Source organism: Streptomyces poonensis, assembly GCF_014650915.1.
Lineage (GTDB): Bacteria > Actinomycetota > Actinomycetes > Streptomycetales > Streptomycetaceae > Streptomyces > Streptomyces poonensis.
Genome location: NZ_BMVW01000001.1, coordinates 143,122 through 156,346, shown reverse-complemented (window position 1 = coordinate 156,346; position 13,225 = coordinate 143,122). Strand labels below are relative to the sequence as shown.

At 71.9% G+C, this 13,225-nt stretch carries 12 protein-coding genes; 4 read left to right on the top strand and 8 right to left on the bottom strand.

Annotated features, from left to right (window positions below):
* Window positions 1–11: 11 nt before the first annotated feature.
* Complete coding sequence (locus tag IE242_RS00680; protein ID WP_189854186.1) at window positions 12–890, bottom strand: DMT family transporter; 879 nt, start codon at window positions 888–890, stop codon at window positions 12–14.
* A gap of 177 nt (window positions 891–1,067) precedes the next feature.
* Here IE242_RS00680 and IE242_RS00675 point away from each other — a divergent pair, with 177 nt between their 5' ends.
* The 4 genes from IE242_RS00675 (at window position 1,068) to IE242_RS00660 (ending at window position 6,288) form a co-directional block, all read left to right on the top strand.
* Window positions 1,068–1,871 (top strand): SDR family NAD(P)-dependent oxidoreductase, encoded by an 804-nt coding sequence (locus tag IE242_RS00675; protein ID WP_189854184.1) that lies wholly within the window; start codon window positions 1,068–1,070, stop codon window positions 1,869–1,871.
* A 44-nt stretch (window positions 1,872–1,915) separates the two neighbouring features.
* Complete coding sequence (locus IE242_RS00670) at window positions 1,916–4,297, top strand: polysaccharide lyase 8 family protein (protein ID WP_189856258.1); 2,382 nt, start codon at window positions 1,916–1,918, stop codon at window positions 4,295–4,297.
* Between the two features lie 154 nt (window positions 4,298–4,451).
* On the top strand, window positions 4,452–6,035 hold the full coding sequence (locus tag IE242_RS00665; protein ID WP_189854182.1) for an acyl-CoA carboxylase subunit beta: 1,584 nt from the start codon (window positions 4,452–4,454) through the stop codon (window positions 6,033–6,035).
* A gap of 58 nt (window positions 6,036–6,093) precedes the next feature.
* Window positions 6,094–6,288 (top strand): acyl-CoA carboxylase subunit epsilon, encoded by a 195-nt coding sequence (locus tag IE242_RS00660; protein WP_189854180.1) that lies wholly within the window; start codon window positions 6,094–6,096, stop codon window positions 6,286–6,288.
* Window positions 6,289–6,417: 129 nt separating this feature from the next.
* On the opposite strand, the gene IE242_RS00655 is transcribed toward IE242_RS00660, so the two are convergent.
* The 7 genes from IE242_RS00655 to IE242_RS00625 all read right to left on the bottom strand — a co-directional run bounded on the left by IE242_RS00655 (window position 6,418) and on the right by IE242_RS00625 (window position 13,223).
* Window positions 6,418–7,008 (bottom strand): GTP-binding protein, encoded by a 591-nt coding sequence (locus IE242_RS00655; RefSeq protein ID WP_189854178.1) that lies wholly within the window; start codon window positions 7,006–7,008, stop codon window positions 6,418–6,420.
* Entirely contained in the window at window positions 6,989–7,570 is a 582-nt protein-coding gene (locus IE242_RS00650; RefSeq protein WP_189854176.1) for a DUF742 domain-containing protein, read from the bottom strand. The genes IE242_RS00655 and IE242_RS00650 overlap by 20 nt, the downstream gene beginning before the upstream one ends.
* Before the next feature lie 96 nt (window positions 7,571–7,666).
* Window positions 7,667–8,080, bottom strand: a complete 414-nt coding sequence (locus tag IE242_RS00645; RefSeq protein ID WP_004983065.1) for a roadblock/LC7 domain-containing protein — start codon at window positions 8,078–8,080, stop codon at window positions 7,667–7,669.
* A gap of 10 nt (window positions 8,081–8,090) precedes the next feature.
* Window positions 8,091–11,327, bottom strand: a complete 3,237-nt coding sequence (locus IE242_RS00640; RefSeq protein ID WP_189854174.1) for a sensor histidine kinase — start codon at window positions 11,325–11,327, stop codon at window positions 8,091–8,093.
* 426 nt (window positions 11,328–11,753) lie between these two features.
* Window positions 11,754–12,329, bottom strand: coding sequence for a GTP-binding protein (locus IE242_RS00635; RefSeq protein WP_189854172.1), 576 nt, complete (start codon window positions 12,327–12,329; stop codon window positions 11,754–11,756).
* Window positions 12,310–12,708: a DUF742 domain-containing protein gene (locus IE242_RS00630; RefSeq protein WP_189854170.1), complete on the bottom strand. Its 399-nt coding sequence runs from the start codon at window positions 12,706–12,708 to the stop codon at window positions 12,310–12,312. Before IE242_RS00630 ends, IE242_RS00635 begins: the two co-directional genes overlap by 20 nt.
* Window positions 12,709–12,809: 101 nt before the next feature.
* Complete coding sequence (locus IE242_RS00625; RefSeq protein ID WP_030577622.1) at window positions 12,810–13,223, bottom strand: roadblock/LC7 domain-containing protein; 414 nt, start codon at window positions 13,221–13,223, stop codon at window positions 12,810–12,812.
* Between the last annotated feature and the right edge of the window lie 2 nt (window positions 13,224–13,225).

Below are 13,225 nucleotides of genomic sequence, written 5' to 3'. Positions count from 1 at the left end.
GGGGCGGACCGTCAGAGCGGACCGTCCGGACCACGCCCGTGCAGCGCGGCGATCAGCGGTGACGAGTCCAGGACGGCGATCCCGGCGGCCGCCAGGGCCAGGCCCGCCGCCGTGACCGCGCCGACGGGCCAGCCCGTGCGGACGGTCTCCCCGAAGACGGCCGTGCCCACGGTCACGGCCACCAGTGGCTCCACCGCGTCGAGCACCGTCATGCTCGCCGCCAGCGGCCCCTGCTGGAAGGCGCTCTGGATCAGCAGCAGACCGCCCACGCTCGCGACGACCAGCGCATACGTCTGCCAGGCGGCGAGCGCGTAGGGGAGCCCGTGCCGGAGCCGGTCCACCGTCGCGGCCAGCAGCACCGACTGCACGCCCATGACCGCGCCGGCCGCCAGCGCCACCGCCGACGCCCGCCACGGGCCGGACACGAGCCGCGCGACCGTCAGCGCGCAGCACACCAGGACACCGGTCCCGCCCAGGACCAGCAGCCAGGAGAGCGGGCCCACCGCTCCCGGACGGCCGCCGTGCGGACGGGCGGAGACCAGTGCCAGAACCAGCCCGACGGCGACCGCGCACGTGCCGCACCACTCCCTCGGGCCCAGCCGCATCCGGTGCAGCCGCGCGGACAACGGCACGGCGAAGACCAGCTCCGCGACGATCAGCGGCTGCACCAGGCTGAGCGGCCCGAAGGCCAGGGCCAGGGACTGGAAGCCGTACGCGAGCACGGCCAGCGCGATGCCGCGCCGCCACAGCGGATCCCGGGCCAGCCGGCCCAGCAGACGCGGTGAGAGCGCCTCCTCGTCCGGCCGGGCGGCGGCGGCCCGCTGCTGCAGCACCCCGGCGACGGCGAAGCAGACACCCGCGGCGAGCGAGGCGAGGACGGCGATCGGCACGGGGGTCCTGTTCCCGGCGGCGGCCCGGGGCCCCGGCCGTTCCCACCAATGGCCGCACAACTGGCGCCAGGGCCTCCAAGGCGGGGTGTCCTGGAAGCCGGACCGCGTCGGGGGCAGCCGGCGCGGGGCCGGGGACAGCCGGCCGGGACCACCCGGCGCGGGGAGGAGGACGCTCCCGTGACACCCACCGGGACCACCCGCGAGGGCCGGCCGGGCGCCGCCCCGCCCGCACCCCGGGACCGGCGCGTGGTCCTCGTCACCGGCGCGTCCTCCGGCATCGGCGCCGCCACGGCGCGGCGGTTCGCCGCGGGCGGCTGGCAGCTGCTGCTGAGCGGCCGGGACCGGGGCCGGCTGGCGGAGACGGCCGCGGGCACGTCGGCCGTCGTCCTGCCCGCCGACCTCGCTGCCCCGGACGGTCCGCGGCTGCTCGCCGAGTCCGCGCTGGACGCGGCCGGCCGGATCGACGTCCTCGTCGCCGGGGCGGGCATCGGCTGGGCCGGCCCCTTCGTGGCCATGCCGCACTCCGCCATCGACCAGGTGCTGGCCCTGGACCTCAACGCCACGCTGCACCTCGTACGGGCGGTGCTGCCCTCGATGGTGGCGGCGGGCCGGGGGCGGGTCGTCCTCGTCGGATCGATCGCGGGCGGCGTCGGCGTACGGGACGAGGCGGTGTACTCGGCGGCCAAGGCCGGGGTGGCCGCGTTCGCGGAGGCGCTGCGGCAGGAACTGCGCGGCACCGGGGTCGGGGTGACCCTTGTGGTGCCCGGGCCCGTGGACACGCCTTTCTTCGACCGGCGCGGCGCCCCTTACACGCGGACCCGGCCGCGGCTCACGCCGCCCGCCCGGGTCGCCGGCGCGGTCTGGGACGCGGTCGGCCGCGGACGCGACGACGTCTTCGTACCGTCCTGGCTGGCCCTGCCCGGCCGGGTGCGCGGCGTCTCTCCCGCGCTGTACCGGCGGCTGCTGCACCGCTTCGGCTGACGCCCCGTTCCCCTGGGGCGCTTCCGGTGGTAGAGGGCTTGACCATGACTCCCGAGCGCCGTGTGCCTCCGCCCCGTACGCACCGGGCCCTTCCGGCCCTCACCCGCCGTGCCGTCCTCCTCGCGGCGGCCCTGGTGCCGGCCGTCACCGGAGCGTCCGGCCCGCCCGGAGCCCTCTCCGCGCACGCCGCCGCCGACGACCCGTACGCCACCCTCCGGCGCCGCTGGCTCACCCTCGCGCTCGGCGCCGGCTACGACCCGGCGGCCGAACCGTACGCCTCCCGCCTGCGCGGGACCGGCGACCTCGCCCGCGAGTACCGCGCCGCCATGGCCCCCACGCCCACCTCCCTCTGGCCCGGCCACCCCTTCGACCCGCCCTCCGGCATCACCTGGAGCTACAGCCGTCTGTGGACGATGACCCAGGCGTACGTCCAGCAGGGCACCGGACTCACCGCCGACGCCGGTCTCCTCGCGGACGTCAGCCGCGGGCTCGACCACCTCTCCGCGACCGTCTACCACCCCTCCACCACCCGCTACGGCAACTGGTGGGAGTGGCAGATCGGCAGCCCCCGCCTCCTCATGGACATCACGGCCGCCCTCCACGACCACCTGACGGACGATCAGCGGGCGGCGGTGTGCGCGGCCGTCGACCACTTCATCCCGGACGCGATGCTCCGCGACTACTCGGGCACCTCCACCGGCGCCAACCGCGTCGACCTCTGCCGCTCCGTCGCCCTGCGCGGCATCCTCGGCCGTGCCCCCGAGAAGATCGCGCTGGCCCGGGACGCCCTCTCCCCGGTGTTCCCGTACGTCACCGAAGGAGACGGGCTGTACGCCGACGGCTCGTTCGTCCAGCACACGTGGGTCGCGTACTCGGGGACGTACGGACAGGTCCTGCTCGACGGCCTCGGACGGCTCTTCGCGCTGCTCGCCGGGTCGGACTGGGAGGTCACCGACCCGAACCGGCAGATCGTCCTCGACAGCGTGGAGCGCGCCTACGCGCCGCTGATCCACGACGGCCTGGTGATGGACAGCGTCAACGGGCGGGCCATCAGCCGCGGCCTCCTCAAGGGCGACGACCAGGGGATCATGCGTAGCGACCACGTCCACGGGCAGGGGATCATCGCCGCGATCGCGGTGCTCGCCCAGGCCGCCGACGCCGCCGAGCGCGAGCGCTGGTACGGGCGGATCAAGGGGTGGATCGAGCGGGACACGGTGTCACCGGTCCTCACGGCCCGGCAGTTCGGCGTCGCGGAGCTCGCCCGGCTGCACGCCGTCGCCGGCTCCGCGGTGCCGCCCGCCGCCGACCCCGTCGGCCACCACCTGTTCGCCGCCATGGACCGCGCCGTCCACCGCCGCCCCGGGTTCGCCCTGAACATCGCCATGGCGTCCGGCCGGATCGCCCACTACGAGTGCGGCAACGGCGAGAACCCGCGCGGCTGGCACACCGGCGCGGGGATGACGCTGTGGTGGCCGGCGGGGGAGCCGAGCGACCAGTACACGAACTGGTACTGGCCCACCGTCGACTGGTACCGCCTGCCCGGCACGACCGTCTCCACCCAGCGGCTCGCCGACAAGGAGGGCGGCGAGTGGGGCGCGCCCAAGCCCGACGTGCGCTGGGTCGGCGGGACCACGGACGGCGAGTACGCGGCGATCGGCCAGCACCTGAGGGGCCTGGGCTCCACGCTCGAGGCCCGCAAGTCCTGGTTCTGTCTCGCGGACTCCGTCGTCTGCCTGGGCGCGGGCATCAGCTGCGCGGACGGTGTGCCGGTCGAGACGGTGGTCGACAACCGCAACCTCGGCGAGGGCGGCGAGCAGGAGTTCACCGTCCGGCGCGGCTGGGCCCACCTGGCGGGCCACGGCGGGTGGATCCTCCCCTCCGGCGGCGACCTGCGCACACTCCGTGAGGACCGAACCGGCTCCTGGTCCGGCATCAACACCGGCGGGACGACCGAGCGCCGCACCCGCCGCTGGCAGACCCTCTGGCTGGACCACGGCACGGACCCGGAGGCCGCGTCCTACGTGTACGTCCTGATGCCCGGCGCCCCACGCGACCGCGTCGCCGCCCGCGCGGCCGACCGCGACTGGCTGGCCGTCCTCGCCAACGACGCCCGCCGCCAGGCCGTGCACGTCCGCCCGCTCGGCCTCACGGCCGTGAACTTCTGGGCGCCCGGCACGGCGGGCCCGCTGACCGCCACGGCGCCCGCGAGCGTGCTCGTCCGGAGCCGGGGCCGTACCGCCACCCTCTGTGTGAGCGAACCGCCACGTACGGGTGAGACACTGGAGGTCGTCTGGCACCGTCCCGTACGCGCCGTCGTACGGGCCGACCCGTCGGTCGAGGTGATCGCGACGGGACGGCGGCTGCGGGTGCGCGTCACTCCGGAGGAGGTATGCGCGACCCATCGATGTGAGGTGTCTCTCGGCTGACCACTTTGTGTGACCCCGACAATCCGGACCCTCTCTGAGCAGTCGGATCGGCTGCATCCGACAATGGTTCTGTTCAGTGCTACCAGGAAAACGGGCCGGAGACTGTACGGAGTCGACGGCCCGCTTTCGGTAGTCCGCTTCGTAGAGTCACTACATGACCGTTTTGGATGAGGCGCCGGGCGAACCGACGGATGCCCGTGGGCGTGTGGCCGAACTCCACGAGATCCGTGCGCGGGCGCTGGCCGGGCCGAGCGAGAAGGCCACCGCGGCGCAGCACGCCAAGGGCAAGCTCACCGCGCGGGAGCGGATCGAGCTGCTGCTGGACCCGGGCTCCTTCCAGGAGGTCGAGCAGCTGCGCCGGCACCGGGCCACCGGGTTCGGGCTGGAGGCCAAGAAGCCGTACACGGACGGTGTGATCACCGGCTGGGGCACGGTGGAGGGCCGCACGGTCTTCGTCTACGCCCATGACTTCCGGATCTTCGGCGGTGCGCTGGGCGAGGCCCACGCCACCAAGATCCACAAGATCATGGACATGGCCATCGCGGCCGGCGCCCCGCTGGTCTCCCTGAACGACGGCGCGGGCGCCCGCATCCAGGAGGGCGTCTCGGCCCTCGCCGGCTACGGCGGCATCTTCCAGCGCAACACCAAGGCCTCCGGCGTCATCCCGCAGATCAGCGTGATGCTGGGCCCGTGCGCGGGCGGCGCGGCCTACAGCCCCGCCCTGACGGACTTCGTGTTCATGGTCCGCGACACCTCGCAGATGTTCATCACCGGCCCGGACGTGGTCAAGGCCGTCACCGGCGAGGAGATCACCCAGAACGGCCTCGGCGGCGCGGACGTGCACGCCGAGACCTCGGGCGTGTGCCACTTCGCGTACGACGACGAGGAGACGTGCATCGCCGAGGTGCGCTACCTCCTCTCCCTCCTCCCGCAGAACAACCGCGAGAACCCGCCCCGGACGGAGTCCGCCGACCCCGCCGACCGCCGCTCCGACGTCCTGCTGGACCTGGTCCCGGCGGACGGCAACCGGCCCTACGACATGGCCAAGGTGATCGAGGAGCTCGTCGACGACGGCGAGTACCTGGAGGTCCACGAGCGCTGGGCCCGCAACATCATCTGCGCCCTGGCCCGCCTCGACGGCCAGGTGGTCGGCATCGTCGCCAACCAGCCGCAGACCCTGGCCGGCGTGCTGGACATCGAGGCGTCCGAGAAGGCCGCCCGCTTCGTCCAGATGTGCGACGCCTTCAACATCCCGATCGTCACCTTCCTGGACGTGCCCGGCTTCCTGCCCGGCGTCGACCAGGAGCACGGCGGCATCATCCGGCACGGCGCCAAGCTGCTGTACGCCTACTGCAACGCCACCGTGCCCCGGATCTCCCTGATCCTGCGCAAGGCCTACGGCGGTGCCTACATCGTCATGGACTCCCAGTCCATCGGCGCCGACCTGACCTACGCCTGGCCCACCAACGAGATCGCGGTGATGGGCGCGGAGGGCGCCGCCAACGTCATCTTCCGGCGGCAGATCGCCGACGCCGAGGACCCCGAGGCGATGCGCACCCGCATGGTCAAGGAGTACAAGTCCGAGCTGATGCACCCCTACTACGCGGCCGAGCGCGGCCTCGTGGACGACGTCATCGACCCGGCCGGCACCCGCGAGGTCCTGATCAGGTCCCTGGCCATGCTCCAGACCAAGCACGCCGACCTGCCCTCCCGCAAGCACGGCAACCCCCCGCAGTAACGCGGCGGTTCCCCCGCGGTAGCTCCGCGGCAACCTCATTCACGGAGACTCGAGCCTCATGAACATCCCTGACATCCGCGTCGAGAGGGGCCACGCAGGGCCCGAGGAGGTCGCCGCCATCACGGCCGTCCTGATGGCCCGCGCGGCGGCCCGCCCCACCGAGACGGCCCCGGCCCACCGCGGCCGCGACCGGGCCGGCTGGCGCCGTCTGGAACGCGAGTCCGGCTTCCGGGCCCCGCACAGCTGGCGCTGAGCCCGTACGACCCCGTGAAGGGGCCCACCCGGCCGGGTGGGCCCCTTTGGCACGTGCAGCGGCACACGAAAGGGGGAGCCCTCTCCGGTTCGGAGAGGGCTCCCCCTCTGGTCGTGCTGTGCGGCGGTGCTAGCGCAGCCGCGCCATCAGCGCGTGCTCCACCAGGGTGATCAGCGCGCTCTTCGCGTCCGCGCGGTGGCGGGCGTCGGTGGTGATGATGGGGGTGTCGGGGCCGATCTGGAGGGCTTCGCGGACCTCGTCGGGCTGGTAGGGCTGCTGGCCGTCGAAGCCGTTGAGGGCGATGACGAAGGGCAGGCCGCTGTTCTCGAAGTAGTCGACGGCCGGGAAGCAGTCGGCGAGGCGGCGGGTGTCGACGAGGACGATGGCGCCGATGGCGCCGCGGACCAGGTCGTCCCACATGAACCAGAAGCGGTCCTGGCCGGGGGTGCCGAACAGGTACAGGATGAGGTCCTGGTCCAGGGTGATGCGGCCGAAGTCCATGGCCACCGTGGTGGTGGTCTTGTCCCCGGTGTGGGTGAGGTCGTCGATGCCCGCCGAAGCAGACGTCATGACGGCCTCTGTGCGCAGCGGGTTGATCTCCGAGACGGCGCCGACGAACGTGGTCTTGCCCACGCCGAAGCCGCCGGCCACCACGATCTTCGCGGAGGTGGTGGAGCGACTCTGAGAAACCGGCCCTCCGCTAGAGCTTGCGAAGTCCACTGAGCACCCTTTCGAGCAGTGTCACGTCTGGCTGGCCACCGGCGTTCTCGTCGCCGCCGGGCTGATGGATGGCGACCAGGCCCGCCTCCGCCAAGTCGGCGACGAGGATCCTGGCCACGCCGAGGGGAATGGTCAGCAGCGCCGAGATCTCGGCGACCGACTTGATCTCTCGGCAGAGGTTGCAGATCCGCTGATGCTCGGGCAGTTGCCCCTGCATCTGGTGCGGCTGCGCGGTGGTGTGCACCAGCGCCTCGATGGCGAGCTGGTAGCGCGGCCTGGTGCGGCCGCCCGTCATGGCGTACGGGCGCACCAGGGGGTTCGACGCCCCGGAGGGCGACGGCTCAGGGGTGCGGCGTTGCGGCTGCACGGGCTGGATGCGCGGTGCCTGCGGCTGGTCGTACGGCGACTGCCCCGGCCCCTGGGGGCCCGGGTGCGCGTACGGCTGCCGGTGCTGGCTGGGTGCGGAGGGGAAGTTGTACCGGTTCTGCTCACCCTGGCCCTGACCCTGGCCAGGGCCGTAGGACCAGTTGCCCGAAGACGAACCGCCTGGGGGTGTTGCCACTTTTCTCCTCCTCCGACTGTGCCGGGCATCCATCACTGTGGAAGCCGCGTCCCGAAACCTTACGGCCACGGGACGCGAAAACGCACCGTCTGTCTGTTAGTTGAGAAGGCTCCCTTGGAGCTCCGCACGCAGATCGGGGGTCAGGACCGTACCGGCACGGTCCACCAGGAGCGCCATTTCGTACCCGATGAGGCCGATGTCCGCTTCCGGGTGAGCGAGGACCGCGAGCGACGAACCGTCGGAGATGGACATGATGAAGAGGAACCCTCGCTCCATCTCCACAACCGTCTGGTTCACGCTGCCGCCCTCGAAGATCCGGGAGGCGCCCGCGGTCAGCGAGGTCAGTCCGGAGGCGACGGCCGCGAGCTGGTCGGCGCGGTCGCGGGGGAAGCCTTCGGACATCGCCAGAAGGAGTCCGTCGGCGGAGACCACCACCGTGTGGGACACCCCCGGGGTGTTGTCCACGAAGTTGGTGATCAACCAGTTCAGGTTCTGTGCCGCCTGGCTCATCGGGCTCACACTAACGCTCCTGGTTGTAGGTGCTGTCAGGACCGAAGCCCTGGCCGTTCGTTTCACTGCCTGAGTTGCGTCCCCGCTGGACTCCCCGGCGCAGGTTGCTCAGCCTGCCCCGGACATCCTCGGGGGCGCGGGAGACCTGTGGGCCTCCCTGGGGGGTCGATGCGGCGGCCCCCTCGACCAGATTGGCCTTGGGCACCCGCCGCGGCAGGCCGGACGAGGTCACTCCGCCCGCCTTGGGCTTACGGAGCTGCGAGGCCTGCTGCCACCGCTCGTCGTTGGCGGAACGCCACTCGCCGTCCGCCCCCGTGGCCGCCGGGTCCTGCGACCCTTGCTGCCGGCCGGCGCCGTTCGCGGGGGAGCCGCGGCGCGGCAGCCCGGAGTCGGTCAGCTCGTGGACGGTGGAGGGAGCCGGTCCCGGACGGTCGAAGCCTACGCGGTCCGCCTCGTTCACGTCAGCGGCCTGCGAAGATTCCGGTTCCGGAGCGTACTCGGACGGGTAGCCGCCCTGGTAGCCGTCCTGCTGCGGCCAGTCGTCCCGGTAGGAGGCCTCCTGGAAGGCGGGGAACGACTCGGTCGGAGCGGCGTGCGTGCCGGTCGCCTCGTCCTGGGCCGGCTCCGCATAGGAGGGCCCGGGATAGGCGCTGGTCGCGGGGAAGGACTCGCCCTGCGGCACGGCGCCGTTCGGCGGGAAGTAGGAGTCGTCGTACGCGGGCTGCTGCGGCTCGCCGTACGCCGTCTGCTGGTCGTAGCCCGCCTGCCGGCCGGGGTAAGGCGTCTGGCCGGTGTCGTACGCCTGCTGGGCCGCCTCGAAGCCGTCGCCGTACGCAGGGGCCTCGGGGGTGTCCTGGTGCGCCTGGCCCGCCTGGTTCGCCTGGTTCTCGACAGGGTGGCCGTGCTGTGCCTGGGCCTCCAGGGCCGCGCGGCGGTTCTCGCGCATCAGGGAGCGGCCGACCGGGTCCAGCCCGCGGAGGTCGTTCGGGACCTCGGAGTAGCGGCTGTCGTCGAAGCCGAGCTCCGCGGCCGTCCGCAGCTGGTCCGAGGGCGCCTGGTACGTCTGCTGCTCCGGGATGATCTGCGAGACCGTGAACTCGTCCGCCTGCGGCTGCTGCTCGCCACCGCCACCGTGGGTGATGGCGTCCGGGAGCATGACCAGCGAGGTGGTGCCCGCCTGCTCGCCGGAGGGGCGCAGCTGGACGCGGATGCCGTGCCGGTCGGAGAGCCGGCCGACCACGAACAGGCCCATGCGCTGCGAGATCGCGGCGTCGACGGTCGGCGGGTTGGCCAGCTTGTGGTTGATGTCCGCGAAGTCCTCGGCGGTCAGGCCGATGCCCTTGTCGTGGATCTCGACCATGATCCGGCCGTCGGGCAGCCGGGTCGCGGTGACGCGGACCTTGGTCTGCGGCGAGGAGAACGTGGTGGCGTTCTCCAGCAGCTCGGCCAGCAGGTGCACGAGGTCGGTCACGGCGCGGCCGTGGATCTCGGCCTCGGGGACACCGGACAGCTCGATGCGCTCGTACTGCTCCACCTCGGAGGAGGCGGCGCGCAGCACGTCGATCAGCGGCACCGGCTGGTCCCAGCGGCGGCCGGGCTCCTCGCCCGCGAGGACGAGGAGGTTCTCGCCGTTGCGGCGCATACGGGTCGCGAGGTGGTCCAGCCGGAAGAGGTTCTCCAGCTGGTCCGGGTCGGCCTCGTTGTTCTCCAGGTCGGTGATGAGGGTCAGCTGGCCCTCGATCAGCGACTGGTTGCGGCGCGAGAGGTTGGTGAAGATGGCGTTGATGTTGCCCCGCAGCAGGGCCTGCTCGGCGGCGAGCCGGACGGCCTCGCGGTGCACCTGGTCGAAGGCGCGGGCGACCTCGCCGATCTCGTCCGTGGTGTGGATCGGGATGGGCTCGACACGGGTGTTCACGCGGCCCGGGTCGGTGCGCGAGAGCTGGTCGACCAGTGCCGGCAGACGCTGCTCGGCGACACCGAAGGCGGCGGAGCGGAGCTGGCGCATCGAGCGGCTCATCTGGCGGGCCATGCGCCCGGCGATGATGAACGCGGCGAGCAGGGCGAGCACCACGATCGCGGCGGTGATGAAGGCGTCCGTCTTGGCGTCGTCGGCGATGGACGCGGCCTCGGCCACGGCCGCGTCGGCCATGTCTGACTCGATCGCGCCGTAGGCGTCGAACTTCAGGGTGTTGACCGCCCACCAGTTCTCCGGCGTGATGCCCTTCGCGGCGAGCGCGGCACGGGCGTCGGGCTGGGTCGAGTCCAGGCCCGCGAGCGCGGCGACCATGTCCGTGGGGTCGGCCGGCGGGGCCACGTAGTCCTCGCCCGCGGCGTCGGCCTCCGCCTTGGCCTTCTTGGCCAGCTCCGCGGCCTCGGCCTTGACGTCGGCGGTCTCCTCGTCGAGCCGCTGCGCGTCGGCCTCGGTGCCGCCTCCGAGGAACTCCTCCATGGCGATGCGCTCGAGGTAGGCGTACGAGGCGAGGGCGGTGCGCTGGCTGGCCAGGCTGCCGGCGCCGGGACCGGGCTCGACCAGCAGGTGCATGCCGATCGAGCGCTCCAGCGACAGCGCGGCCTTGGTGAGCGAGATCGCGTAGACCGCACGGCCGTAGCTGGTGATGTTGCCGGTGCCGAGACCGAGCTCGTTGGCGAACTCCATCAGGGGGTGGGCTACCTCGGTGTAACCCTCCTCGGTCTGCACCCCGGTGAGCTTGGAGGTGTACGCGTTCGCGCGCAGCTTCTCCAGGTTGGGCTCGACATTCTTGAAGATCTTCAGACGGCGCTCCAGGCCGTCCTTCTGCGGCATGCTCCTCGTGGCGGCGTCGAAGGCATCGGCGGCCTCGTCGCTGGCCGCGCGGGCCTTGGTGACCGTCTCGTCGTCCTGGCCCTTGCCCTGCAGCAGGGGAGCGGCGGTGAGGTCGCGCTCGTTGTAGAGGGCGTTCGCGTAGACGAGGGAGGCCTGCACGAGACGGGCGGTGTTCTCCGCGTCCTCGGCCTCCTGCCAGGTGTCGATCGAGCTCTTCACCTGGAAGCCGCCCATGACCAGGCCCACGAGCACGGGTATGAGCAGGATCGCGTTCAGCCGGGTCGGCACCCGCCAGTTGCGCGGCGAGAGACGGTTTCCGCTGCCGCCGGGAGCGGCCGCGGCCGGCGTCTCGGGGCCGGACACTTGTGCGGGTGCCGCCCCGCGCGGCGGCGGGGTGAAGTTGCCCCGCGCCGACGGCTCGGGACTGTTCTTGCTTCGCCTCACTCGACCAACAACCTCTCGGCGCCGGCACCTACGTCGTGCCGCGTGGGTGACTCCAGGCCCTAGTACGTCTTTGACTATTGGGCAGTTCAGGCATTCCAGCACGTCAGCCTGCGCTCTTCCAAACACCGGAAAGCGCTGATTGCACGTGATGTAAGTCCCGAATAAAACGGTCATAAAGAGCGAGCCGCGGCAAAAGACGGGAGCTTTGTGAGCGGAGTGGCACCGTCCGATCGCGACGCGTGGCCGTACCACCGCATATCTCTGTCGAAACGTTATGAACACCGATGCCGACCGTGTCAAACGACACAGTCGGCATCCGTGTAACTACGGCAACTTCCGTACGGCACTGACGACTTGGATGCTGGATCCGGACGGGGCAAGCCGGTGCAACGGTGCGTACGGGACGGCGGGGATGTCCGGGACGTCTTACCGCAATCGTGCCATGAGCGCGTGCTCCACCAGCGTGATCAGCGCGCTCTTCGCGTCCGCGCGGTGGCGGGCGTCGGTGGTGATGATGGGGGTGTCGGGGCCGATCTGCAGGGCTTCGCGGACCTCTTCGGGCTGGTAGGGCTGCTGGCCGTCGAAGCCGTTGAGAGCCACGACGAAGGGCAGGCCGCTGTTCTCGAAGTAGTCGACGGCCGGGAAGCAGTCGGCCAGCCGACGGGTGTCGACGAGGACGACGGCGCCGATGGCGCCGCGGACCAGGTCGTCCCACATGAACCAGAAGCGGTCCTGGCCGGGGGTGCCGAACAGATACAGGATGAGGTCCTGGTCCAGGGTGATGCGGCCGAAGTCCATGGCCACCGTGGTGGTGGTCTTGTCCCCGGTGTGGGTGAGGTCGTCGATGCCCGCCGAAGCAGACGTCATGACGGCCTCCGTGCGCAGCGGGTTGATCTCCGAGACGGCGCCGACGAACGTGGTCTTGCCCACGCCGAAGCCGCCGGCCACCACGATCTTCGCGGAGGTGGTCGACCTCCCCGCGTCAGAGGTTGCGAAGTCCACTGAGCACCCTTTCGAGCAGTGTCACGTCCGGCGCGCCGCCGTTGCTCTCGTCGCCACCGGGCTGGTGGATCGCGACGAGTCCGGCCTCCGCCAGGTCCGCGACGAGGATCCGTGCCACACCGAGCGGCATGGACAGCAGGGCCGACACCTCGGCCACCGACTTCACCTCACGGCACAGGTGGCAGATGCGCTGGTGCTCGGGGAGCAGCCCCATGAGCGCCGCGGGGTCGGCCGTCGTGCTGATCAGCGCCTCGATGGCGAGCTGGTAGCGCGGCCGGGTCCGGCCGCCGGTCATCGCGTACGGCCGTACCAGCGGCTGGTCGCCCTCGTCGCCGTACGGCTCGGCGTACGGATCATGATGAGCGGTGGGCGGGGTCATGGATCCTCCGGGCGGGACAGCAGGGTCAGTCGTGCCGTCTGACGGGGCCGGTGGGGGGACGGGGGCGGCCGGACGGTGTGGGGTCGTGGGACGAGCTGGAGCTAGTGCAGCAGGCTGCCCTGCAGTTCGGCACGCAGGTCGGGCGTGAGCACGGCGCCCGCGCGGTCGACGAGCAGTGCCATCTCGTAGCCGATGAGGCCGATGTCGCCGTCCGGGTGGGCCAGGACCGCGAGCGACGAACCGTCGGAGATGGACATCAGGAAGAGGAAGCCGCGCTCCATCTCCACGACCGTCTGGGCCACGTTCCCGCCCTCGAAGATCCGGGAGGCCCCGGCCGTGAGCGAGGTGAGGCCCGAGGCGACGGCCGCGAGCTGGTCGGCGCGGTCGCGCGGGAAGCCTTCGGACATCGCCAGAAGGAGTCCGTCGGCGGACACGACGACGGTGTGGGACACCCCGGGGGTGTTGTCCACGAAGTTGGTGATCAACCAGTTGAGATTCTGTGCCGCCTGGCTCATCT

Coding starts and splice junctions, on each gene's coding strand:
- IE242_RS00625 (WP_030577622.1), bottom strand. CDS start 13,223: ATGAGCCAGGCGGCACAGAATCTCAACTGGTTGATCACCAACTTCGTG.
- IE242_RS00660 (WP_189854180.1), top strand. CDS start 6,094: ATGAACATCCCTGACATCCGCGTCGAGAGGGGCCACGCAGGGCCCGAG.
- IE242_RS00645 (WP_004983065.1), bottom strand. CDS start 8,080: ATGAGCCAGGCGGCACAGAACCTGAACTGGTTGATCACCAACTTCGTG.
- IE242_RS00670 (WP_189856258.1), top strand. CDS start 1,916: ATGACTCCCGAGCGCCGTGTGCCTCCGCCCCGTACGCACCGGGCCCTT.
- IE242_RS00665 (WP_189854182.1), top strand. CDS start 4,452: ATGACCGTTTTGGATGAGGCGCCGGGCGAACCGACGGATGCCCGTGGG.
- IE242_RS00630 (WP_189854170.1), bottom strand. CDS start 12,708: ATGACCCCGCCCACCGCTCATCATGATCCGTACGCCGAGCCGTACGGC.